This is a genomic window from Amycolatopsis australiensis, from assembly GCF_900119165.1.
Classification (GTDB): Bacteria; Actinomycetota; Actinomycetes; order Mycobacteriales; family Pseudonocardiaceae; genus Amycolatopsis; species Amycolatopsis australiensis.
In genome coordinates this window covers 6360296-6383369 of the sequence record NZ_FPJG01000006.1, presented here as the reverse complement: position 1 = coordinate 6383369, position 23074 = coordinate 6360296, and the positions used below count along the sequence as shown (strand labels likewise).

At 72.9% G+C, this 23074-nt stretch carries 20 protein-coding genes; 10 read left to right on the top strand and 10 right to left on the bottom strand.

Annotated features, from left to right (window positions below):
• Window positions 1-27 precede the first annotated feature (27 nt).
• Both BT341_RS31125 and BT341_RS31115 read left to right on the top strand, forming a co-directional pair.
• Window positions 28-1056 carry a Rieske (2Fe-2S) protein gene (locus tag BT341_RS31125; RefSeq protein ID WP_084743046.1) on the top strand — a complete coding sequence of 343 codons (1029 nt, stop codon included), beginning with the start codon at window positions 28-30 and terminating at the stop codon, window positions 1054-1056.
• 476 nt (window positions 1057-1532) lie between these two features.
• Window positions 1533-3545 (top strand): phosphocholine-specific phospholipase C, encoded by a 2013-nt coding sequence (locus tag BT341_RS31115; protein ID WP_072479653.1) that lies wholly within the window; start codon window positions 1533-1535, stop codon window positions 3543-3545.
• Window positions 3546-3816: 271 nt separating this feature from the next.
• Here BT341_RS31115 and BT341_RS31110 read toward each other — a convergent pair whose 3' ends face one another.
• Entirely contained in the window at window positions 3817-5331 is a 1515-nt protein-coding gene (locus BT341_RS31110) for a DUF2235 domain-containing protein (RefSeq protein WP_072479652.1), read from the bottom strand.
• Window positions 5332-5789: 458 nt separating this feature from the next.
• On the bottom strand, window positions 5790-6506 hold the full coding sequence (locus tag BT341_RS31105) for an ArsR/SmtB family transcription factor (RefSeq protein ID WP_072479651.1): 717 nt from the start codon (window positions 6504-6506) through the stop codon (window positions 5790-5792).
• Window positions 6507-6590: 84 nt separating this feature from the next.
• Here BT341_RS31105 and BT341_RS31100 point away from each other — a divergent pair, with 84 nt between their 5' ends.
• Together BT341_RS31100 and BT341_RS31095 are read left to right on the top strand one after the other, a co-directional pair.
• Window positions 6591-7832: an MFS transporter gene (locus BT341_RS31100; RefSeq protein ID WP_084743044.1), complete on the top strand. Its 1242-nt coding sequence runs from the start codon at window positions 6591-6593 to the stop codon at window positions 7830-7832.
• Window positions 7781-8740, top strand: coding sequence for a threonine ammonia-lyase (locus tag BT341_RS31095; RefSeq protein WP_072479650.1), 960 nt, complete (start codon window positions 7781-7783; stop codon window positions 8738-8740). The genes BT341_RS31100 and BT341_RS31095 overlap by 52 nt, the downstream gene beginning before the upstream one ends.
• A gap of 4 nt (window positions 8741-8744) precedes the next feature.
• On the opposite strand, the gene BT341_RS31090 is transcribed toward BT341_RS31095, so the two are convergent.
• On the bottom strand, window positions 8745-9239 hold the full coding sequence (locus BT341_RS31090; RefSeq protein WP_143168683.1) for a hypothetical protein: 495 nt from the start codon (window positions 9237-9239) through the stop codon (window positions 8745-8747).
• Between the two features lie 108 nt (window positions 9240-9347).
• Between BT341_RS31090 and BT341_RS31085 the strand changes: the two genes are divergently transcribed.
• Genes BT341_RS31085 through BT341_RS31060 form a run of 6 tightly spaced genes read left to right on the top strand, consistent with a single transcriptional unit; the run spans window position 9348 to window position 14639 of the window.
• Entirely contained in the window at window positions 9348-9968 is a 621-nt protein-coding gene (locus BT341_RS31085) for a helix-turn-helix domain-containing protein (protein WP_072479648.1), read from the top strand.
• 60 nt (window positions 9969-10028) lie between these two features.
• A complete protein-coding gene (locus tag BT341_RS31080) occupies window positions 10029-11183 on the top strand; it encodes an NAD(P)/FAD-dependent oxidoreductase (RefSeq protein ID WP_072479647.1) in 1155 nt (384 codons plus the stop codon).
• The gene (locus BT341_RS31075; RefSeq protein WP_072479646.1) at window positions 11180-11452 is read left to right on the top strand and encodes a (2Fe-2S)-binding protein; all 273 of its coding nucleotides are present in this window, start codon (window positions 11180-11182) and stop codon (window positions 11450-11452) included. Before BT341_RS31080 ends, BT341_RS31075 begins: the two co-directional genes overlap by 4 nt.
• Window positions 11449-12723, top strand: a complete 1275-nt coding sequence (locus tag BT341_RS31070) for an FAD/NAD(P)-dependent oxidoreductase (protein WP_072479645.1) — start codon at window positions 11449-11451, stop codon at window positions 12721-12723. The genes BT341_RS31075 and BT341_RS31070 overlap by 4 nt, the downstream gene beginning before the upstream one ends.
• Window positions 12724-12726: 3 nt before the next feature.
• A complete protein-coding gene (locus tag BT341_RS31065; protein ID WP_072479644.1) occupies window positions 12727-13638 on the top strand; it encodes a dihydrodipicolinate synthase family protein in 912 nt (303 codons plus the stop codon).
• Window positions 13638-14639: a proline racemase family protein gene (locus BT341_RS31060; RefSeq protein WP_072479643.1), complete on the top strand. Its 1002-nt coding sequence runs from the start codon at window positions 13638-13640 to the stop codon at window positions 14637-14639. The genes BT341_RS31065 and BT341_RS31060 overlap by 1 nt, the downstream gene beginning before the upstream one ends.
• A gap of 26 nt (window positions 14640-14665) precedes the next feature.
• Here BT341_RS31060 and BT341_RS31055 read toward each other — a convergent pair whose 3' ends face one another.
• The 7 genes from BT341_RS31055 to BT341_RS31025 all read right to left on the bottom strand — a co-directional run bounded on the left by BT341_RS31055 (window position 14666) and on the right by BT341_RS31025 (window position 23024).
• On the bottom strand, window positions 14666-16054 hold the full coding sequence (locus BT341_RS31055; protein WP_072479642.1) for a family 2B encapsulin nanocompartment shell protein: 1389 nt from the start codon (window positions 16052-16054) through the stop codon (window positions 14666-14668).
• Between the two features lie 235 nt (window positions 16055-16289).
• Window positions 16290-17696: a family 2B encapsulin nanocompartment shell protein gene (locus BT341_RS31050; protein WP_072479641.1), complete on the bottom strand. Its 1407-nt coding sequence runs from the start codon at window positions 17694-17696 to the stop codon at window positions 16290-16292.
• 40 nt (window positions 17697-17736) lie between these two features.
• Entirely contained in the window at window positions 17737-18840 is a 1104-nt protein-coding gene (locus BT341_RS31045) for a family 2 encapsulin nanocompartment cargo protein terpene cyclase (RefSeq protein WP_245805168.1), read from the bottom strand.
• 27 nt (window positions 18841-18867) lie between these two features.
• Entirely contained in the window at window positions 18868-19719 is an 852-nt protein-coding gene (locus BT341_RS31040; protein ID WP_072479639.1) for a geranyl diphosphate 2-C-methyltransferase, read from the bottom strand.
• 244 nt (window positions 19720-19963) lie between these two features.
• On the bottom strand, window positions 19964-20761 hold the full coding sequence (locus BT341_RS31035) for a carbohydrate ABC transporter permease (RefSeq protein ID WP_245805167.1): 798 nt from the start codon (window positions 20759-20761) through the stop codon (window positions 19964-19966).
• 23 nt (window positions 20762-20784) lie between these two features.
• The gene (locus BT341_RS31030) at window positions 20785-21690 is read right to left on the bottom strand and encodes a carbohydrate ABC transporter permease (RefSeq protein ID WP_072479637.1); all 906 of its coding nucleotides are present in this window, start codon (window positions 21688-21690) and stop codon (window positions 20785-20787) included.
• Window positions 21687-23024 (bottom strand): extracellular solute-binding protein, encoded by a 1338-nt coding sequence (locus BT341_RS31025; protein ID WP_072479636.1) that lies wholly within the window; start codon window positions 23022-23024, stop codon window positions 21687-21689. Before BT341_RS31025 ends, BT341_RS31030 begins: the two co-directional genes overlap by 4 nt.
• Window positions 23025-23074: the final 50 nt, after the last annotated feature.

The following is a 23074-nucleotide window of genomic DNA, read 5'->3' as shown; positions in this document are numbered from 1 at the left end:
CCGATGCGGATCGGCCACCATGGAGCCATGAACGTCAGCCACCGGATCGCCGCGCGGTGGCCGCGGCGCTGGCCCGTCCAGCCGTTCCGGGAACCGCGGTGGGCCAAGCAGGAACCCACCTACCGCGAGTGCTCGCCCGCGCTGATCGACGCGGCGGGCAAGCGCGCGGCGGCCCGCCCGTCCGGCAACTGGTTCGTCGTCGCCGCGAGCCGTGCGGTGCGCGCCGACCGGCCTTCCGGCGTGACAGTGGGCGGCCGCGAGCTCGTCGCGTGGCGCGGGCCGGACGGCGCGGTCCGGATCGGCCCGGGCGCCTGCCCGCACCTGGGCGCGCCGCTCGCCGGTGCGCGAGTCGACGGCGGCGGGCTGGTCTGCCGGTGGCACGGCCTGCGCCTCGACGGGACCCGCCGCGGAACGTGGTCGCCGGTGCCCGCCCACGACGACGGCGTGCTCGTCTGGGCGCGTCTCGACCGGCTCGGCGGGGAACCGCCGTCGGCCGCGCCGGTGGTCCCGGCCCGGCCTGCCGGCGGGGCGCGGATCGACGCCGTGGCGACGTTGACGGGGACGTGCGAGCCGGAGGACGTCGTGGCGAACCGGCTCGACCCGTGGCACGGCGCCTGGTTCCACCCGTACTCGTTCAGCCGGCTGCGCGTGCTCGAAGCGCCGCCCGAAGGCGCCGGCGACAGCGACGACCGGTTCGTCGTCGAGGTGACCTTCCGCCTCGCGGGGCGCTGGGGCGTGCCGGTGCTGGCGGAGTTCACCTGCCCCGAGCCGCGCACGGTGGTGATGCGCATCGTCGAAGGCGAAGGGGAAGGCAGCGTCGTCGAGACGCACGCGACGCCGCTGGGCCCGGGCCCGGACGGCCGCCCGCGGACCGCGGTCGTCGAGGCGACGATCGCGGCGTCCGCGCGCCCGGGGTTCGCGGCGGCGGCCAGGCTGGCCCCGGCGATCCGCCCGCTGATGCGCCGGACGGCGGCCCGCCTGTGGCGCGACGACCTCGCCTACGCCGAGCGCCGGTACGCGCTGCGTGCGGGGTTTGTGCCGGGTGGCACGGGGTAAACCGGCCGCGGCGGTGCCCGCCCGGGAGTTCGAGCTCAGCCCGCGGCCACCACGACCCGGGCACCCGGGCGGGTCACCGCTGCCGGGTCACCGGCCGGCCGGCCCCGCACCGATCAGGCATGGACGGTGCTGCGGGTCGTGTCGGTCATCGGTCCGCCAGGTGCCGGACCAGGTGCTGCTGGTACTCCACCAGCCGCAGGCACCGGTACCCCAGCCGGGTCGTTTCCGCGGCGGTGAACCCGCGGAACAGGGCGGCCATCGCCCGCTGCGCCGGCCGCCGGAGCTCCTCGAGCCACCGGCGGCCCGCCGCGGTGATCCGGACCCGGACCGGCGATCGCGGGGGGCGTGGCGAGGCGGTCGTCGGGACCGAGCCGTTTACCAGGGTTTCGCGCGGAGTTAGCCTCGGGCCCGGCACAGGTTCGCGATCGACCGCACACAATGACCCGGCTCGCCACCCCGACCCCCCCGGAGCTCCCATGACGGACGTCAACCGCCGGCGTTTCCTCCAGCTGGCCGGCGGCACCGCCGCCCTTTCCGCGCTCTCCACCAGCATCGCCCGCGCCGCCGAGATCCCCGCCGCCCGGCGCACCGGCACGCTGCGGGACGTCGAGCACGTCGTGGTCCTCATGCAGGAGAACCGGTCGTTCGACCACTACTTCGGCACGCTGCGCGGCGTGCGCGGCTTCGGCGACCCGCGGCCGGTGACCCTCCCGAACGGCAAGACCGTGTGGGCGCAGTCGGACGGCAAGCGCGACATCCTGCCCTTCCGCCCCGAAGCGGACAACCTGGGCCTGCAGTTCATCCAGGACCTGCCGCACGGCTGGAACGACACGCACGCCGCGTGGAACGGCGGCCGCTACGACAGGTGGGTGCCCGCCAAGGGCTCGACCACCATGGCGTACCTGACCCGCGAGGACATCCCGTTCCACTACGCGCTGGCCGACGCGTTCACCGTCTGCGACGCCTACCACTGCTCGTTCATGGGCTCGACCGACCCGAACCGCTACTACATGTGGACCGGGTACACGGGCAACGACGGCAAGGGCGGCGGCCCGGTCCTCGGCAACGACGAGAAGGGCTACTCCTGGACGACCTACCCCGAGCGGCTGGAGCGGGCCGGGGTGTCGTGGAAGATCTACCAGGACGTCGGCGACGGCCTCGACGCCGCCGGCGGCTGGGGCTGGATCGACGACGCCTACCGCGGCAACTACGGCGACAACTCGTTGCTGTACTTCGACTCCTACCGCAACGCCAGGCCCGGCGACCCGCTGTACGACAAGGCCCGCACCGGCACGAACGCGAAGGCCGGCGAGGGCTACTTCGACCAGCTGCGCGCCGACGTCAAGGCCGGGAAGCTGCCGCAGGTTTCCTGGATCACCGCGCCGGAGGCGTTCTGCGAGCACCCGAACTGGCCGGTGAACTACGGCGCCTGGTACATCGCGCAGGTGCTCGACGCGCTGACCGCGAACCCGGACGTGTGGAGCAAGACCGCGCTGCTGATCACCTACGACGAGAACGACGGCTTCTTCGACCACGTCGTCCCGCCGTACGCGTCGGCCGGGCAGTCCACTGTGGACACGGCGGGCGAGATCTTCGCCGGGTCGGCGGCGAACCCGGCCGGGCCGTACGGGCTCGGCCAGCGCGTCCCGATGCTCGTGGTTTCGCCGTGGAGCAAGGGCGGTTACGTCTGCTCGGAGACGTTCGACCACACCTCGATCATCCGGTTCATCGAACGCCGCTTCGGCGTCCACGAGCCGAACATCACGCCGTGGCGGCGCTCGGTCTGCGGCGACCTGACATCGGCGTTCGACTTCGCCCGCACGGACGCGCGGGTGCCCGCGCTGCCGGACACCGCGGGCTACGAGCCGCCGGACCGCAAGCGGCACCCCGACTACGTGCCCGCGGTCCCGGCGAACCCGGTGCTGCCGAGGCAGGAACGCGGGCTGCGGCCGGCGCGCGCGTTGCCCTACGACCTCACGGCGGACGCCCGGCTGGCCGGCGGCACCCTGACGGTGGACTTCGCCAGCCACGGCCGCGCGGGCGCGACGTTCTACGTCGTGACGCCGTCAGGTGAGCCGCGGACGTACACGGCCGGCGCCGGCAAGTCGCTGCCGGCGACGCTGCCCGCCCCGGGCGCGTACGACTACACGGCCTACGGGCCCAACGGGTTCGTGCGGCAGTTCCGCGGCACCGTCGCCGGGCCCGAGGTGAGCGCGCGGCAGGAGGGCGGGAACCTGGTGCTGGTCCTGACCAACGGCGGCACCGCACCGGTGCGGCTGACCGTCTCGGACGGGTACGGGCGCCGTTCGGCGACGCGGCAGCTGCGCCCGGGCGCGCGGGTGGTCGAGCACGTGGACACGCGAGCCGCGAACAACTGGTACGACGTCTCGATCACTTCGGACGGCGACCCGAAGTTCCTGCGCCGCCTGGCGGGCCACCTGGAGACGGGCCGGCCCAGCACCAGCGACCCGGCGACGCTCACGAACTGAGCCGGGCTGCTCCGCGGCGCCAGTCCGAGGGGGCCGGCGCCGCGGACGGGTCGTCGTAGCCGGCCGCCCGCGCCACGCGGCGACGGTGTCTTCGGTTTCGGCGACCGTCCACCGGCGAGCGAATGTGGGCCTGCTGGTGCTCGCGCTGGTGCTGTTCTCGGTCGCCTCGGGTTCACCTGCGGCCCGCAGGCGGCGCTGTACGCGAAGGTGTACCCGGCGCGGGTCCGCTACAGCGGCGCGTTCGCCCGGCGATCGCGAACGCGCGGCGTGGTCAGGAAAGGCGCTCGACCGTCAGCCGGAGTGAGCCGCGGTTGCTCGAGTAGCCCAGCCAGGAGTCGTTGGCGTAGGCGTGGAAGTAGCCCTGCTTCTCGATGGCCCACGTCACCGGGCCGCCGCCGAGCACGATCGGGTCGTAGGACTGCTGCACGTCGTCCTGGTCCAGCTGCTGGGCCGCGACCGTGCCGATCAGCGCCATCCAGCGCGCGTCCGGGCAGCGGCGGCCACCGAACGCCCGCGCCTGGCTTTCGTTGAGCCGGGCGAGCTGGGTCTGCAGCCACGACGACGCCGTGGCCAGCGTGTGCAGCACGTCCTGGAAGTCCAGCCGGGCGTCCGCTTCGGACCCGTCGGGGTGGTGGGCGACCTTGCCGTTCAGCCAGGTGCCCTCGGCGGTGAACCGGTATTCGCCCGGCTCGAGGTAGAGCCCGGTCCAGTTCCACGGCTTCCCGGCGTAGACGTCGACGGTCGCGGATGCGCCTGCCGCGAGCCGGCGGCCCTCGCGGTACGGACCGCTGGTGATCGGCGGCGTCGCCTGCCGGTCCACGGCGGACGGCGCGACCTCGGGGCGGCCGGCGGCGATGAACGGGATCGCGCGCGGGGCGGGGCACAGGACGGAGTAGACGCCGTGGAGCGAGTTGTGCAGCACGTCCTGGGGGTCCGGCACGATCTGCTTGTACATGGCGTCGTCGAAGACCAGGTCCGTCACGGACCGGCATTCGTCGATCATCCACTGCAGAGCGCCGTCCGAGAGCCCGCAGCGGTCGTGGCCGCCGCCGACGTCGCAGTGGTCACCGGGGAACCAGACCTGCTCGGCGGTCCGGTCACCGTCCACTTCGTCCAGGTTCGACCAGAGCGTCGGCATGAACGGGCCGCGCATCTCGTCGATCGCCAGTGCCTGGCGGGCGTGCTTGACGTGGTCGCCGAGCTTCGTGTCGTGGAACCGGGGGAGGTGCCCGACGTGGTCTTCGAGCAGCTTCAGCGGGCCGAGCCAGTCCGGGATGCCGAGGGAACCGACGGTGTCCCAGACGCCGAGGAACTCGATCGGCACGGGCTCGGCCGCTCCGGCGGCCCCGGCCCGGTAGCCGTCGGCGAAGAGCGCGTCGACCGCGGCCCAGAACTCGGTCGGGCCGGCGTCCCGGAGTCCGGCGGGCAGCCCGCACCGGCCGAGCATGCCGCCGAGGCTGCGGACGGTGAACGCCCCGCGGCTGAACCCGAAGAGGTGAATGGCGTCGCCGGGCCGGTAGTGCCGGGCGAGCCAGCCGTAGGCGCTCTTGACGTTGTCCGAGAGGCCCTTGCCGACCAGCCCGCCTTCGAGGTGGTTCACCAGCCCGGGCCCGGTGCCGACACCGGGGTGGTAGTACCGCAGCTGATCGTCCCGATCGGCGACGGCGTGCCGGATCCGCGCGACGTTCGTCGGCGCGGGCTGCCCCTGCTGCAGCTGGTCCGGCGTGTTCCAGGTGCCGTCACAGCAGACGACGAGGTGCCGCCTGCCCGGGTCCGCCGCGCTCATCCGCTCACCTTCGCTCCACTCGGGATGCTGGGAAGTCGCTGGGACGGCGACCCGGGTTACATCCGCATCCAGGAGGCACCGAACGGCGGCGGGGATACGACGGGTTGCGCGGGCCGGAAGCCGGGAGGGTGCCGGGCCGGTGGTCGCGGACCCGGCCGAGGTCATGCGGGGCCGGTAGCCGCGGGCGCTGCCCGGCTCCAGGTCTGCTGTGCCGTGGCCCGCCGTCTCGCGGACCCGGTCGAGTCGAGCGCCCAAGAACCGGGGGAGGGCCGCTGGCCGCTGCCTGGGTCGAGGTTGTCCCCAGGGCCCGCCGCGCCGCGGACCCGGCCGAGGTCATGCGGGCCGGAAGCCGGAAAGGACAGTGCGCATCCCGCCGCGCCGCGGGCGCGGCCGAGGTCGAGCGGGCCGGAAGCCGGAAAGGACAGTGCGCATCCCGCCGCGTCACCGAACCGACTGGGTCAGGCGGCCTCGAACCCGGGCAGGAGGCCGCCGAGCCGGTCGCGGCCGCGCGGGGTGATCCGCAGCTCGCGGTCGCGCGGGCCGCGGCGGACCCAGTCCGCGGCCAGCAGCGCCGCCAGCACCTCGTGGCCCAGGACGCCGCCGAGGTGGGGGATGCGGTTCGTCCGGTCCAGGCAGGCCGTCGCCAGCCGGCGGCGGGCCGGGTGCACCTCCGCCGGGTCGACGCCGAGGTCGTGGAACGCCGTCAGGTCGTCGCCCAGGGTCAGGTCGGGTGCCGAGCCGTCCGGGGGCCGCAGGGCGCCGCGGTCCACGAGCATCGCGAACACCGCCACCCCGAGCCGTCCCGCCGTGTGGTCGTAGCACGTGTGCGCGATGTCCACAGTGGACTCCGGTGCGCGCGGCGGCGTGATCGCGTCGTTGCCGCCGTAGCGGGCGAGTGCGGTGAGCACCGGCAGCAGGTCGTCGCGGCCGACGCGGTAGACCGCGTGCCGCCCCGCGTGCTCGACCGTCACCAGCCCGGCCGCCCGCAGCCGCGCCAGGTGGTTGCCCAGCCGTGGCGCGGTGACGCCCAGTGCATCGGCCAGCTGCACCATCGTGTGCGGGCCTTCCGCCGCCAGCACCTGCAGCGCGGTGAGCCGCACCGGGTCGGCCAGCTCGCGTGTCAGCGCCACGATCGCGCCCTGGACGGCGTTGCCGGGATCGACCAGTCCGCCCATGACCGCAACCCTAGCACTCTTCATGGATTGCTGAACGGTGATTGCGGGTATGTCACCATTCACGATGACGTGAAGGGTGGATGCATGGGACTGAAGAGCCTGCTCTGGGGCCGCGGCGTGTCCGCGCTCGGCGACGGCCTGTGGTTCACGATCTGGGCGCTGTACTTCACCCGGGTCCTCGGCCTGCCGCCGGTCACGGTCGGCGCCGGACTGGCGGTGGCGAGCGCGCTCGGCATGGCGGCCGCGGTCCCGCTGGGCGCGCTCGCCGACCGGTGCGGCGCGCGGCCGGTGCTGGTCACGGTGACGCTCGTGCGCGCCGCCGCGATGGCCGGGTACCTCGCGGTGCGCGGGACCTGGTCGTTCCTCGCCGTCACGGTGCTGTTCACCGCGCTGGCGACCGGCGGGACGGCCGTCCGGACGGCCCTGGTGACCGGGCTGGTCGCCGAGCCGGAACGCCGGATGCGCGCGCTCGCGCAGCAGCGGGTCGCGCAGCACGTCGGGTACGCGGCCGGCGCCGGCCTCGGGGCGCTCGTCCTGACCGCCGACGCGCGGTGGGCGTACACGCTGGCCATCGCCGGCAACGCGGCCAGCTTCCTCGTCCTCGCCGCGGCGACCCTGCTGGTGCCCGCGCCCGCCCCGGTCCCGGCGCGGAAGCCGGGTGCCCGTGCCGTCCTCGGCGACCGGCCGTACCTGAGCGTCGCCGGCGCGACCGCGGTGCTTTCCCTGTGCTGGGCCATGCTGTCGGCCGGGCTGCCGCTGTGGCTGTCCGGCTCGACGCGGCTGCCGCTCGGGCTCGGCGGCGTCGTGGTGGTGGTCAGCTCGGTCGGCATCGCGGTGTTCCAGGTGCCGTTCGCGCGGTTCGGGCGCACGGCCACGCAGGCGGCGCGGACCGCGGTGGTGTCCGGCGTGGTCCTCGCGGCGAGCTGCCTGCTGCTCGCCACGACCGCGGGGGGCGCCGGGGCCGGGGCCGTCACGGTGGTGGTGCTCGCGGCCGTGCTGCACGTCGTGGGCGAGCTGAGTTACGTGGCCGCGAACTGGGGGTTGTCGGTGCGGTTGATGCGCGAAGAGGCGAAGGGCGCCTACCAGGGCGCGAGCGAAGCGGCGACGGCGACCGTGCAGATGGTCGGTCCCGGCGTGTTCACGCTGGCGGTCGGCGGGCTCGGCGCGCTGGGCTGGGTGCTCGTCGCCGGGGTGTTCCTGGCCGCCGTCGCGCCGATCCCGCGCCTGACGCGCTGGGCGCTGCGGACGCGGGAACCAGGCTATGCTGCGGAACCGTGCCGGAAACGCGCCTCGACCTCGCCCGGATCCGGGCGGCCCGCCGCGTGATCGACCCCGTCTTCCTCGACAGCCCGCTGTATCGTTGCGAACCCCTGGAAGGCGCGCTCGGCTGCCGCGTGAGCGTCAAGCTGGAGACGGCGAACCCGGTCCGCAGCTTCAAGGGCCGGGGCACCGAAGTCGTCGTGAGCGGGCTCGCCGGCCGCGGCGAGCGGGCCGCGGTGTGTGCCAGCGCGGGCAATCTCGGCCAGGCCCTGGCCTGGTCCGGACGGCGGCACGGGCTGGACGTCACCGTGGTGTCGTCGCCGTCCGCGCCGGCGGCGAAGCTCGAGCGCATCCGCGCGCTGGGGGCGAGGCTGGAGCTGGTGGACGGCGACTTCGACCTGGCACGCGCACGGGCGCGGGCCGTCGCGGACGAGCGGGGTGTCCGGCTGGTGGAGGACAGCCTGGACGTCGAGACCTGTGAAGGCGCGGCGACGATCGGCCTGGAGCTGGCGGACGCGGGGCCGTTCGACGCGGTGCTGATCGCGCTGGGCGGCGGCGCGCTGGCCACGGGGGCCGGGCACGTCGTGAAGGCGTGCCTGCCGGGCACGGAGGTGATCGCGGTCCAGCCGTCGGGCGCGCCGGCGACGACGCTGTCGTGGCGCGAACGTCGGGTCGTCACGACGGACTCGACGGCCACGATCGCCGACGGCGTCGCGGCCCGGCGCCCGATCCCGGACGTGCTGGCGGACCTGCTCGCCGTGGCGGACGACGCGGTCCTGGTCCGGGAAGAGTCGATCATCGCGGGAATGCGGCTGTTCCTGGAGCGGGCGGGCCTGGTGGTGGAGCCGTCGGCGGCACTCGGCCTGGCGGCGATCCTCGAAGACCCCGCCCGCTTCGCCGGACGGCACGTGGTCACCATCGTCTGCGGCGGCAACGTCGACCTGCCCGCCTACCGCCGGTGGCTCGGGTTCTGAGCCGTCATGGCGTGAGCAGGCCCTTCTCTCGCATGGCGGCCCGGAACACCTCGGTCCGGGTGGCGTCGAGCAGATTCGCCGGGAACGCGACCGAGCCCTCCGACGCCGTTTTCAGCACCCAGAACCCGCGGACCAGGGCGGCACTCTTGAACGTGGCCCAGACCCGGGTCATCGTGCGGCCGGGCGCCTCGACGGCGTACCCGGCGTCGGTCAGCACGATCCGCGTGGGCGCGGGCTCGGCGTACGGCCGCAGCATCCGGGCCACGCGCCGCGCGTGGAGGGCAGGCCAGGCGATGCCCAGGAGGAGGACCAGCACGCCGACGCCGAGCCCGGTCGGGTCCGGTTCCGTGCCCCGGACGGCTTCGGCCGTCGCCAAGAGCCCGAGCACCACGTAGATCGCGGCGGGCAGCCACCGGGCCACCGCGGCGCTCGGGTGGCAGGCGCGGTACGACTGCTTGGCCAGTTCGGGCGTGGCCACGAACGAAAGCGAGATCTCCACGGAAAGCATCCCCCGGTGCGATGAAACGGCGGCGCTCATTCTGGCACGCGACGCGGCATGGCATCATGACCCTGGCCCGTACGGCAAGCCGAACGGAGACAGGGCTCGATGGACGCTTTACCGAACACTGCCGCCGACGAGGCACCGTCGATCCGGGACATGCTCGCCGTCAACCTGCGGGCCGCACGGGGGGCGCGCGGGCTGTCGCTTTCCGAGCTGTCGCGGCGGTCCGGGATCGGCAAGGCGACCCTCTCGCAGCTGGAAGCCGGCACCGGGAACCCGACCATCGAGACCGTCTTCAGCCTCTCCCGCGCCCTCGAGGTCGCCATCTCCGACCTGCTCGACCACCGGCCGCGCGGCGGGCTGACCGTCGTGCGGGCCGCCGAGGTCGAGGTCCTGCGCGGCGAGGGCGTCGACCTGCGGCCGCTGCGCCGGATCGAAGCCGACAGCAGCGTTTTCGAAGTCTACGACCAGGTCGTCCGGGGCGACGCGCCGCAGCGCTCGCAGGGGCACGTCGGCGTCGAGCACACCGTCGTGCAGACCGGCGGGCTGCGCGTCGAGGTCGCGGGCCGGACCGTCGACCTCGGGCCGGGCGACTACGTCGCCTTCGACGCCCGCGAACCGCACAGCTACACCGCGCTCGCCGCGCCCGTGCACTCGGTCCTGCTGCTGCAGTACCGCGCCGACGAACGCCTCGACGGACGGCCGCACCCCGTGCTGCGGGATTGACACCGCCGACGCGCGCGACCTAACCTCCGAGCGTTCGCTTTGCCGAACAGCGGAGGGTCGATGAACCGAACGCGCGCGGTGGTGATCGGGGCCGGTGCCGTCGGCGCCGCCTGCGCGCGGGAGCTGAGCCTCGCCGGCTTCGACGTCGTGGTCGCCGACCGCGGCCACCCGGCGGGCGGCACGACCTCGCACGGCGAAGGCAACCTCCTCGTCTCGGACAAGGGGCCGGGCGCGGAGCTGCGGCTCGCCCAGCTGTCGGCCCGGCTGTGGCCGCAGGTCGTCGCGGAACTCGGGCCACGGGCCGCCGCCGCGGAGTTCGACCCCAAGGGCGGCATCGTCGTCGCCACCACCGAAGCCGGCGCGCGGGCGCTCGCCGAGTTCGCGGCACGGCAGTCCGCGGCCGGAGTGCGGGCCGAGCCCATGTCCGCTGTGGACGTCGCGGCCGCCGAACCCGCGCTGACCCGTGACGTGACCGCCGCCGTCCACTACCCCGAGGACGCGCAGGTCCAGCCGGCCGGCGCGGCAGTGGCCCTGCTCGGTTCGGCGCTCGGCCACGGCGCCCGGTTGCGCACCGGCACCGAAGTGCTCGGCGCGGTCGTCCACGGTGGCCGGATCACCGGGGTCCGCGTGCCCGGCGAGGTCCTCGCAGCCGACGTCGTCGTCAACGCGGCGGGCCCGTGGTCGGGCATCGTGTCGGAACGCCTCGGCGCGCCGATCGCCGTCCGGCCCCGGCGCGGCGAAGTCCTGGTCACCACCCCGATGCCCGGCGTGGTGCGGCACAAGGTCTACGACGCCGACTACGTCGGTGCGGTCGGTTCCGGCGACGAAGACCTGCAGACCTCCGCCGTCGTGGAGGCCACTCGCGGCGGCACGGTCCTGATCGGCTCGTCCCGCCGCCGGGTGGGCTTCGCCGGCGCGATCCTGCCGGACGTCCTCGGCGCGATCGCGGCCAAGGCACTGCGGCTGTTCCCGTCGCTGGCCGGCGCCGCGGTGATGCGCGCCTACGGCGGCTTCCGGCCCTATGTGGACGATCATCTGCCCGTGATCGGCGAAGACCCGCGGCTGGGCAACCTCTGGCACGTCACGGGACACGAAGGAGCGGGCATCGGCCTGAGCGTCGGTACCGCGCGGCTGCTGCGCGAGCTCCTCACCGGAGCCACCCCGTCGATGCCGGCCGAAGAGTTCACTGTGGACCGTCCGGCGGTGCTGGCGTGAGCGGGTGGGCGGCGCGGCCGATCGCGATCACCGTCGACGGCGAGACCGTGCCGGGTCTCGCGGGCCAGACCGTGGCGGGCATCCTCCTGGCCGCCGGGCGGATCTCCTGGCGCACCACCCGCTCCGGCGCACCCCGCGGCGTTTTCTGCGGCATCGGCGCCTGCTTCGACTGCCTGGTCACCGTGAACGGCGTCGCCGACGTCCGGGCCTGCCGCCGCCGCGCCGCGGACGGAGACGAGATCCGGACCCAGTCCCGGGAGGACCGGTGACGCGCGTCGTGGTCGTCGGCGCCGGGCCGGCCGGGCTGGCCGCCGCCGAACACGCACTGCGCGCCGGTGCCGACGTCACCGTCCTGGACCAGGCCGACGCGCCGGGCGGGCAGTACCACCGGACGTTGCCGGGCGCCCGGCACGGTTTCGAGGAGCTGCTGGACCGGTGCACGTGGTGGCCCGGGAGCACGGTGTGGGCTCTGGAGGGCCGGCGGGTCCACCTCCTGCGCGGCCCGGCCGACGGCGCCGGCCGGCAGCGGCACGTCCTCGAGCCCGACGCGCTGGTCCTCGCCACCGGCGCCCACGACCGGACCCTGCCGTTCCCCGGCTGGCAGCTGCCCGGCGTCTTCACCGCGGGCGCCGCGCAGGCGCTGGCCAAGGGGGAGCGGGTCGCCGTCGGGCGGCGGGTGCTCGTGACCGGCACGGGACCGTTCCTGCTGCCCGTCGCCGACTCGCTGCTGGGCGTGGGCGCCGGCGTGGTCGCCGTCCTGGAGGCCGGCACGGCGGCGACGGTCCTCACCGGCTGGAAGGTTCCCGGAAAGCTCGGCGAGCTCGCCCGCTACGCCGGGACGCTCGCTCGTCACCGCGTGCCGTACCACCTGGGCCGCGCGGTCGTCGAAGCCCGCGGAGACGACCGGGTCCGGGAAGCCGTCACCGCCCGGGTCCGCGCGGACTGGTCGGTCGTGCCCGGCACCGAGCGGGTCTTCGAGGTCGACGCCGTCTGTGCCGGGCACGGGTTCGTGCCGCAGCCCGAACTGGCCGTCGCGGCCGGCTGCGTGCTCGACGGCGGGTTCGTCGGGGTCGGCGGCGACCAGCGCACCAGCGTCCCCGGCGTGTTCGCCGCCGGCGAGATCACCGGGATCGGCGGCGCGGCCGCCGCGGCGGCGGAAGGCGCGGTCGCGGGGTGTGCGGCGGCCGGCGGGACGCCCGGCCGGGCCCTGCTGCGCAGGCGTGACCGCGCCCGAGCGTTCGCCCGTCGCCTGGCGGCCGCGCATCCGATCGGCGCGGCGTGGCCCGGCTGGCTGCGCGAGGACACGATCGTCTGCCGCTGCGAGGAAACGCCGTACGGCGAGCTGGCCCGCGCCGCCGCCGACCCGCTCACGGCGGGCCCGCACGCGCTCAAGCTCGGCACCCGCGCCGGGCTCGGCCCGTGCCAGGGCCGGATGTGCGGCCCCACCGTCGCCGAGCTGTGCGGCGTCGCCGAACGCCACCACCGCCCCATCGCCCAGCCGATCCGCCTGGGCGAGCTCGCCGAGCCGGAGGAGACCTGAGCCATGCCCACCCGCGACCTCGGCGGCGTGGTCGTCGCCGCCGCGCTGCCCTACCGCGCCGACGACGCCGCGCCCGCCGGGCTGGCCGTCGACTACGACGCCTACGCCGAGCACTGCCGGTGGCTGGTCGACCACGGCTGCCGCGGTGTCGGGCCGAACGGCTCCCTCGGCGAGTACTCCTCGCTCACCGACGACGAACGACGCCGCGTCACCCGCACCGCGATCGAGGCGGTCGGCGCCGACGGGATCGTCGTCGCCGGAGTCCACGCCCCGGGCGCGCACCAGGCGCGCCACTGGGCCGAGCTGGCGGCCGAGGACGGCGCGGACGGCGTGCTCTGCCTGCCGCCGACGCTCTATCGCGCCAACCCCGGCGAGGTGGTCGCGCACTTCGAAGCGGTCGCGTCCGTCGGGCTGCCGGTGATGGTCTACAACAACCCGTTCGACACGAAGGTCGATCTCACCCCCGCTCTGCTGGCCGAGATCGCGCGGATCGACAACGTCGTCGCGGTGAAGGAGTTCTCCGGCGACGTCCGGCGCGTGCTGGAGATCCGCGAGCGCGCGCCGGGCCTGGCGGTGATCGGCGGCGCCGACGACGTCGTGCTGGAGAGCCTGCTCATGGGCGCGACGGGCTGGTTCGCCGGGTTCCCGAACGTCTTCCCGGCCGAGTCGGCGCGGCTGCACGAGCTGGCCACCGCGGGCAAGCTCGACGAGGCGAAGGCGTTGTACGAGCCGCTGGTCGCCGCGTTCCGCTGGGACTCGCGCACCGAGTTCGTCCAGGCGATCAAGCTCGGGATGGACATGGTGGGCCGCTACGGCGGGCCCTGCCGGCCGCCGCGGGGCCCGCTGCCCGACGACGTCCGCGCGCGGGTCCGTGCCGACATGGGCCGCGCGCTGGCCGCGCTGGGCGTGGCGTGATGCGGTCGTCACGGGCGATCACGGCGGTCGATTCGCACACCGAGGGCATGCCGACGCGCGTCGTGACCGGCGGCGTCGCCCCGATTCCCGGGACGACGATGGCCGAGCGCCGTCGGTACTTCACGGCGCACCTGGACCACATCCGGCAGTTCCTGATGCACGAGCCGCGCGGGCATTCGGCGATGAGCGGCGCGATCCTGCAGCCGCCCTGCCGCGACGACGCCGACTGGGGTGTCGTGTACATCGAGGTGTCCGGCTGCCTGCCGATGTGCGGCCACGGCACGATCGGCGTGGCGACGGTCCTGGTGGAGACCGGCATGGTGGAGGTCACCGAGCCGACGACCGTGGTGCGCCTCGACACCCCGGCCGGGCTGGTGCGCGCGGAGGTCTCGGTACGCGACGGCCGGGCGACGCGGGTGAAGCTGCGCAACGTCGCCTCGTTCCTGGCCGAGCGTGACGCGGTCGTGGAGGTCCCGGGTCTCGGACCGGTCCGCTACGACCTGGCCTACGGCGGCAACTTCTACGCGATCCTCGAACTGTCCCGGGTGGACATCCCGTTCGACCGGGCGGAGAAAGACCGGATCCTTGCGGCGGGCCTGGCGATCATGGGCGCGATCAACGAGCAGCGTCCGCCGAAGCACCCGGCCGACCCGCTGATCGGCGGCTGCAAGCACGTCCAGTTTCTCGCACCGGGTTCGGACGCCCGCACGTCCCGCAACGCGATGGCGATCCACCCGGGCTGGTTCGACCGGTCACCGTGCGGCACCGGCACGTCAGCCCGGATGGCCCAGCTGCACGCTCGCGGCGGGCTGCCGCTGCACACGAAGTTCGAGAACAGCTCGTTCATCGGCACGACGTTCACCGGCGAGCTGGTGGCGGAGACGACGGTGGGCGGCCTGCCGGCGGTGATCCCCGAGTTCTCGGGCCGGGCGTGGATCACCGGCACAGCCACGTATCTGCTCGACCCGGAGGATCCTTTCCCGGCGGGTTTCGTGCTCTGACTTCGCCCGCCGGCGCGGCTACGGATTCACGGTCGCCCGATTTCGACGTCGTCGAGGATGCCGAGGGCGTCGGGGACGAGGACGGCGGTGGAGTGGTAGGCGGAGACGAGGTAGCCGGTGATGGCTTGGTCGCTGGTGCCGGCGAACCGGATGTTGAGGCCGGGTTCGTGCTGGTCGGGCAGGGTTTCCGGGCGCAGGCCGATGACGCCGTTGTCCTTTTCGCCGGTGCGCAGGGCGAGGATCGAGGTGGTTCCGTACGGCGTGATCGGGATTTTGTCGCTGGGGAGGATGGGGACGCCGCGCCAGGCCATGACGGGTTTGCCGTCGAGGGTGGTGGTGGCGGGGTAGGTGCGGGTCCGGGTGCAGGCGCGGGCGAAGGCGGTGATGGCGCGGGGGTGGGCGAGGAAGAACTTGGTCTTGCGGCGGCGGGTGAGCAGTTCGTCGAAGTCGTGGGGGGTGGGTGGGCCGGTGCGGGTGGTGATGCGGTGCTGGGGCGCGGCGTTGTGGAGCAGCCCGAAGCCGGGGTCGGTGATCAGGTCCTGTTCCTGGCGTTCGCGGAGGGCGTCGATGGTGAGGCGAAGTTGGTGGTGGAGCTGGTCGTGGGGGGCGTTGTAGAGGTCGGTGACGCGGGTGTGGGTGCGCAGCAGGGTTTGGGCGACCGCGAGGTCGTATTCGGGGGGCGCGGGGTCGTAATCGACGTAGGTGCCGGGGAGGCGTGGTTCGCCGTCGTGGCCGGCGGTGAGGTCGATGGCGGCTTCGCCTTTGGTGTTCGCTGGCGGCTTCGGTCGGCTGAGGACGGTCGTGATGTGGCTGCGCAGCGTCGGCAGGCTGTCCTGGAGGCGGGTGTAGGCGGTGGCGGGCAGGACGAGGGTGGTGACCGGGGTGGCGGCGCGGGCGGTGTAAGGCCAGGTGGCAGTGGAGGTGGTGAGCAGTTCGGCGCCGAGGTGGTCGCCGGTGGTGGCGGTGGTGAGGGTGAGTTCGTCGCCGTAGGGGCCGGTGGTGTGACGGGTGATCTTGCCGTGTGCGATGAGGATGAGGGCGTCGAGCGGGGCGTGTTCGGTGGTGATGGTGTCGCCGGGCTCGTGGTGGCGTTGTTCGAAGGCGTCGGCGAGGGTGGTCAGGGCACTGTCGTCGGCGAAGCCGCGTAGCGGGGCCAGTTCGGTGAGTTCGGTGGGGATGACGCGGGTGTGGGCACCGGTGGTGGAGAAGGTGAGTTTGCCGTCGCCGAGGATGTAGGTGAGGCGGCGGTTGATGCGGTAGCTGCCGGCGGGCAGGTCAACCCAGGGCAGCTGGGACAGCAGCCAGCGGGGGCTGGTGGCCCGGGTGTGGGGGATGGTTTTGGTGGTGGTGGCCAGGGTCCGGGCGGCGGCGGTGCTCAGTGACAGTGGTGTGTGCCGCTCTTCGATGGCGGTCACGGGCCCACCCGCCTGCCGGGCTGGGATTTGCCGTCGGTGGGTGTGGTGGCTGGCGGGAGGACCGTGGCGGGATTGATCCGCTGGCCGGTTTCGGGTTTGGCGCGGGTGGGGGTGATGCGGGTGGCGGTGGTGCCGAGTCCGGTGGGTCCGTGTGCCGAGGGGGGCAGGCCGGTGCTGGGGTGGGGTGGCTGGTGTTCGGGTGGGCGTGGGGGTGTGGTGGGTGTGGGCATGGTGGTCAGCTTTCGCGGCCGAGTTCGGCGGCTTCGAGGATGGCGAGGGCGTCGGGGACGAGGACGGCGGCGGAGTAGTAGGCGGAGACGAGGTAGGAGATGATGGCCTGGTCGGAGATGCCCATGAACCGGACGTTGAGGCCGGGCTGGTATTCGTCGGGGAGCCCGGTTTGGTGCAGTCCGACCACGCCTTGGGCTTGTTCGCCGGTGCGCATCAGCAGGATGGAGCTGGTGCGGGTGTCGGTGACGGGGATTTTGTTGCAGGGCAGGATGGGGATGCCGCGCCAGGCCGGGATCTGGTGGCCGCCGAGGTCGACCGTGTCGGGGTAGATGCCGGCTTTGGTGCATTCCCGGCCGAACGCGGCGATGGTTTTGGGGTGGGCGAGGAAGAACCCGGGGTCTTTCCACACCAGCGCGAGCAGTTCGTCGAGGTCGTCGGGGGTGGGTGGGCCGGTGCGGGTGGGGATGCGCTGGGCGAAGTCGGCGTTGTGCAGCAACCCGAACCCGGGGTTGTTGATCAGTTCGTGTTCCTGTCGTTCCCGCAGGGCTTCCACGGTCAGGCGCAGCTGCTGCTCGATCTGGTTCATCGGCTGGTTGTACAGATCCGCCACCCGGGAATGCACCCGCAGCACGGTCTGGGCCACCGACAGTTCGTATTCCCGTGGCTGGGCGTCGTAGTCGACGTAGGTGCCCGGCAGGACCGGTTCCCCGTCGTGTCCGGAGGCCAGCGCGATTTCCGCCTCGCCGTGGTCGTTGCGGGCCCCCGACCCGCGTGCTGCGAATTCGTGCAGGTGCGCCTGCAGGTTTTCCGAGCGGGACAGCACGTCCTCGAACGCTGCCCGGGGCAGGGTGAGCACGGTGCAGGCGGTGACGGCCTTGGCGGTGAACTCCCAGATCTCCTCGCCGGAGAGCAGGGCGGCTTCGCCGAAGTAGTCACCGTCGGCCAGGGTGCCCAGCACGGTCTGGTCGCCGTAGGCGCCGGTCCCGACCTTGCTGATCTTGCCGTGGGCGATCAGGAACACCTGATCGGCCGGTGACCCGAACTCCACCAGCGCGTCCCCCGGCTGGTACTCGGCCTGGGTGAACCGGTCGGCCAGCTCGGCCAGGACTTCCTCGTCGGCGAACCCGCGCAGCGGGGCCAGCTCGCCCAGCTCCGGCGGGATCACCCGCACCTGGCTGCCGGTCGAGGTGAACGTGACCCGCCCGTCCCCGACCGCATACGACAGGCGCCGGTTCACCCGGTAGGTGCCGCCCGAGACCTCCACCCACGGCAGCACCCGCAGCAGCCACCGCGAGGAAATGCCCTGCATCTGCGGCACCGACTTCGTCGTCGTCGCCAACGTCCGGGCCGCGGCCCGCCCCAAACTCAACGGCGCCTGCTCGTCGGATTCCACCGGGTCGGTCACAGTCACAGCGAAAACCACCCATCGATGAGGATTGGTCGGAACAAGGTCAAGACTGGTAACGCGGGTTGGTGGCGTGCCAGGTGAAGCCGCCGCCCATCCACGAGCGGACACCCACGAGGAACCGCTGCAGCTCCGGGGACGGCACGGCCATCAGCTCCCGGTGGCCCTCCTCGAACTCGTGGACGATCTGGTTGTGCAGGTCGACGGTGGCCTCCACCGCCTCGCCGACCGGGCAGCCGCGGTCGGCGGCGATCTGCAGCACCATGTTGCAGACCGGTTTCTCGTCGGCCGCGTCCTTCGCGACCGAATGCAGGTCGTTGACCAGCACCGACGCCGTCCCGGCCCGCATCATCGCCGCCCGCACGCGCGGGTCGTAGTAGAACGGCGCGGGCAGCTCGTAACCGCCGACGGCGTCGACGAGCGTCATCGACGTGTAGAAGCTGTCGTGCTGACGTGCGGCCAGGTACTCCCACGCCGGCGGGTAGCGGCCGGTGTGACGCCACGCCGCGTAGGCGTCCCAGCTGACGAACATCGAGAACGTCGCGTAGCAGACGCGCTGCACCAGCACCGGCGAGCCGTGCCTGCCCAGGTGCTCGATCGCCGAGTGCAGCCCGACCAGGATCGGGTCCGACCGCAGGGCCTCCTCCAGCGGGGCCGTGAACTCCCCGGCCGGCGCGACCGGGTCCATGGCCGCCATGACGAGCGCCAGCCGCGGCGGGAGCTCGGTGGGCGCCGCGCCGAGCGTGCTGTCGTCGGCGTAGTAGTCGTCGGCCGCCCACCACGTGGCGTTCAGCTGGGCCGCGACCAGCAGCCGGTCGGGGTCGTCGCAGTCGGTGTGGGCCAGCATGACCAGCCTGCCGAAGCCGGCTCGCGCGATCTGCTCCAGGCCTTCGCCGGTGAAGCCGCAGCCGGCCGCCCACGCCACCAGCCGCCGGTCGACTTCCGCGGCCAGGCTGTCGTCGACGCGGCCCTGGACGGGGCAGTACAACGGCGACGCGCTGCCGTCACCCCACGGCAGGTACGCGTAGGCCGGATCCGGCCCCGGCGCCGGGGCGAACTGGGTCCCGATCCGCGCCGCCGACGTGCCGAGACCGAACGGCCCCACCGGCGGGCCCGCCGCCCCGACCGTCCACTGCGGACACACCGTCATCGCGCTCTCCCCGGTCACCCGCCCGCCTCAGACGCGGTCGGCGGCGATGAGCAGGTAGTGGAAGCTGCCTTCGCGATAGGCGGTCAGGAACGGCTGCTCGATCCCGGTGGCGACCGACGACTTCGCCCGCAGCTCCCAGTACGGGATCGTCGCCGCCGTCAGGTCGACCACGTTGATCGGCACGAAACCGTTGTCCGACAACGCCTTGAAGTAGTCGCCGCGGGCGTGGATGTTGCAGATGTAGTGCTGGTCGATCTGGCTCACCGCCCGCGACCGGCCGCCGGTGACGTCGTTGTAGCACCCGGTGATCGTCACGTACCGCCCGCCCGGCTTGAGCTGCCGCGCGTGCTCGGCGAACAACGCGTGCAGGTCGACGTACATCGTGCTCTCGTTGTTCCAGATGCCCTGGAAGATCCCGGACTCGAACCCCGTGTCGAGCATGTTGCGCAGGTGATAGCGCACCGAGCCGTCGATGCCGCGCTGCCGCACGTGCTCGTTCGCGAACGCCACCTGCTGCTCGGAGATGGAGATCCCGTCGACCTGGCAGCCGAACCGCAGGTGGGCCATGACGCTCGTGCCGCCGCGCCCGCAGCCGGCGTCGAGCAGCCGGTCGCCCGGCGAGATCGGGCCGAGGTGGTCGAGCAGGACGTCGGCCTGCGCGGTCTCGAGCCGGTGCATCTCGGCGATGATCGCTTCGTCGCGCCGGTCTTCGGGCGTGTCGAGCACCGCCGGGTCGTAGTCGCCGACGCCGTAGTGGTGGTGGTAGAGACCGTCGACGTCCCCCAGCCGGAGGTTCACCGGGTCCTTTTCCGCGTTCCAGTAGTCGGCGACCGACTGCTGGTACGCGGTGCGGGCCACGGGCTGGTCGAGAGCCGTCATCGAGAACTCCTCGTTCGCTTTTCCTTGGGGTACAAGGAAACGCTCCCGGCAGCCCGGAGCCGTCCCCTCCCTTTCGACGCTAGCGAGGATCCGATCGCGGCGACAAGGAGCTTCACTCCCGTCGCGCCGGTGTTGCCCGTCTGGCCCAGCGGCGCCCCTGCACCGTGTTGTCCGCGGCCGGGCCCGACGACCCTTTCGAGACCGGGAGCGACTCGTCCGGATGACGAGAGGCGACCCTCGGTCGTCAGCCCCGCCGGCTGTCGGTGGTGATCCCGGCCAGGAAGTGGCGTTGCGCGAGGAAGAAGACGATCAGCAGCGGCACGGTCGTGATGACACTGCCCGCCAGCACGATCTCCCAGCGCTGTTCACCCGCCTGGCCGAACTGGTCGGACAGCGCCTTCAGGCCGCGCGGAAGCGTGTACAGCGCCGGGTCGCGCAGGTAGATCAGCGGCTTGAGCAGGTCCGACCAGCTGGCCTTGAGCTCGAACACGAAGCTGACGATCAAGGCGGGACGGCAGAGCGGCACGGCGATGCGCCAGAAGAGCGTCCAGTGGTTCGCGCCGTCGACCCGGGCCGCTTCGAACACTTCGCGCGGCAGGCCGAGGAAGAACTGGCGCAGCAGGAAGATGTAGAACGCGCTGCCGAACAGGTTGCCCGCCCACAGCGGGACCTGCGTGTGCGCGAGGCCGACGCTGTTCCAGATCAGGTAGACCGGGATCATCGTCACCGCGGCGGGCAGCATCATCGTCGCCAGCACCAGGCCGAACAGCGCGGTGCGGCCGGGGAAGCGGAAGTACGCGAACCCGAACGCGACCAGCGAGCTGGTCAGCGTGACCGCGGCGGCCGCCGTCACCGAGACCACCACGCTGTTGAGGAACCACGCCGCCACCGGAGCCGCGTGCCAGATCTCGACGTAGTTGCCCCACGCCCAGTTCCGCGGGATCAGCGCGTTGTCGAACACCTGCGGGCGCGGTTTCACCGAGGCGCTGAGCAACCACACGAACGGGTAGAGGAACAGGACGGTCGCCGCCGTGAGGGTCACCCATCGGAGCAGACGCCGGGCCGTCACCGGTCGCCCCCTTCGTAGTGGACGAACCGCCGGCTGAGGCGCACCTGCACGAGCGTGATCGCCAGGATGACGAGGAACAGCAGCCACGCCATCGCCGACGCGTAGCCGAGATGCAGGAACTCGAACGCCTGCTGGAACAGGTAGATCAGGTAGAACAACGCCGCATCGCTGCTGTAGGTCGCCGATGCCGCGGAGCCGTAGAAGGCGGTGTAGGCCTCGTCGAACGACTGCAGCGCCGCGATCGTCTGGACGATGAGGGTGAAGAACAGCGCGCCGCTGATCATCGGCACGGTGATCCGCCGGAACCGCTGCCACGCCGACGCGCCGTCCAGTTCCGCGGCCTCGTACAGTTCACGCGGCACGCCCTGCAGCGCGGCCAGGTAGATCACCACCGTGCTGCCCACCGACCACAGGTGCATGAGCACGAGCCCGGGTTTCACCCACAGCGGATCGGTGCTCCACTGTGGACCGTCGATGCCGACCAGCCCCAGCACGGCGTTGACCAGGCCGGCCTGGCCGTTGAACAGGATGAGGAACAGCACGCCGACAGCGACCTTCGGGGTGATCTCGGGCAGGTAGAACACCGTGCGGAAGAACCCGGCCCACCGCCGTCCGGCGCGGCTGAGCAGCGAGGCCAGCGCGAGGGAGACGGCCATGGTGGACGGCACCGACAACACCGTGTACACCAGCGTGTTGACCAGGCTCTTGCGCACGGCCGGGTCGTCGAACAACCGCCGGTAGTTCGTCCAGCCGACCGCGTCCGGCGACCGCAGCGCGTCGTAGTCGGTGAAGGACAGGACCAGGCTGGCGACCATCGGGACGGCCATGAAGATGAGGAACCCGATCATCCACGGCGACAGGAAAGCGTAGGCGGCCCAGGCTTCTTTCGTGCGCCTCTTCACCGGTGGGCCACCGCGGCGTCGAGCGCTCGCTGGGCCTCCTGTTGCGCTTGGCGCAGCGCGTCGGCGGGTTTCTGCTCGCCCGACAGCACCCGGTTGACGGCGTTCTGCCACGCCGTCTTGAACTCCGAGCCGGCTGGGGACGCGGGCATCGTGAACGCGCTTTCCTGCGCGTGCAGCACGGTCTGCACGGCGGCGTCGAACTGCGGCCGGTCCTTCAGCCGCACGAGGCTGCCGAAGATCTCCTGGTCCGCGACGCGGTTGCCGGTGTAGACGCCGGTGAACGCCTTGCCGGCGGCGCGGCGCTTCTCCGCGCGGGCCTTCGCGGCGGCGATCCACGTCTGCGCGTCGGTCATCGTCTTGATCCACGCGCAGGCCTGGTCCTTGTGGGTGCTGCCGGCCGGGATCACCCACGCGCTGCCGGTGACCCAGTCGATCGGCTTGCCCGCGGTGTCGGTGAACGGCGCCGCGGACACCCGCACGTCCGGCGAGTAGTTGGCGAGGACGTTGAGGTACCAGTCGTCCATCAGGGTCGAGGCCAGCTGGCCCTGCTTGAAGGGGTTCTTCTCGCCGAAGAAGTCGAACGAGTCGCGGAAGGCCTTCACCGAGCCCCAGCCGCCCTGCGCGTCGATCAGCGACTTCGTGTATTCGAGGACGCCGACGAGCCGCGGGTCGTCGAGGTGCGCGGTCCGGCCGTCTTCGCTCAGCATCTGCACCCCGGCGGCCCTGGCCCACAGCGGCAGGAACTCGGGGATCTTCGGGTCGAACCCGATCCGCGACAGCCCGCCGTTCGCGGCGCGCGCGGTCAGCGTCCGGGCGGCGGTGGCCAGCTTGTCGCGGTCGGCCGGGTCGACGTCGCCCGGGCGCAGGCCGCCCGCTTCGACGGCGGCGTCGTTGACCAGCAGGACCCGGTTGTCGTAGAACTCGGGCAGGCCGTAGACCTTTCCGTCGAGAGTGACTTCCTGGAGCGCGGCGGGCCGGTACTGGCCGACGTCGATGTGCTGCTTCGCGATGCAATCGGTCAGTGGCTCGAGCGTGCCGCGAGCGGCGTAGGTGCCGAGCAGCTGCCGGTCGAGGTAGACGAGGTCGGGTGGGGTGTGCGACGCGACGGCGGCCAGGAACTGCTGGGCGTCGAAGGCGCTGCCGCCGATCTTCACCGTCGCCGGGGCGATCGCCTTCCCGGCCAGGTCGGCGCGGGTCGTGGCAATCTCGTCGCCGAGCCCGAACCCCATCGTGGTGAGGGTGGCCGGGCCACCGCCGTCGTTCCCGGAGCCGACGCCGCCACACCCGGCGAGCAGCAGGACCACACCCGCGCCGGCGAGAAGTTTCCGCACCATGCCGCCCCTTTCCCCGCAGTGAAACCCGGAGTGGGTACCCGGCGGGGCGG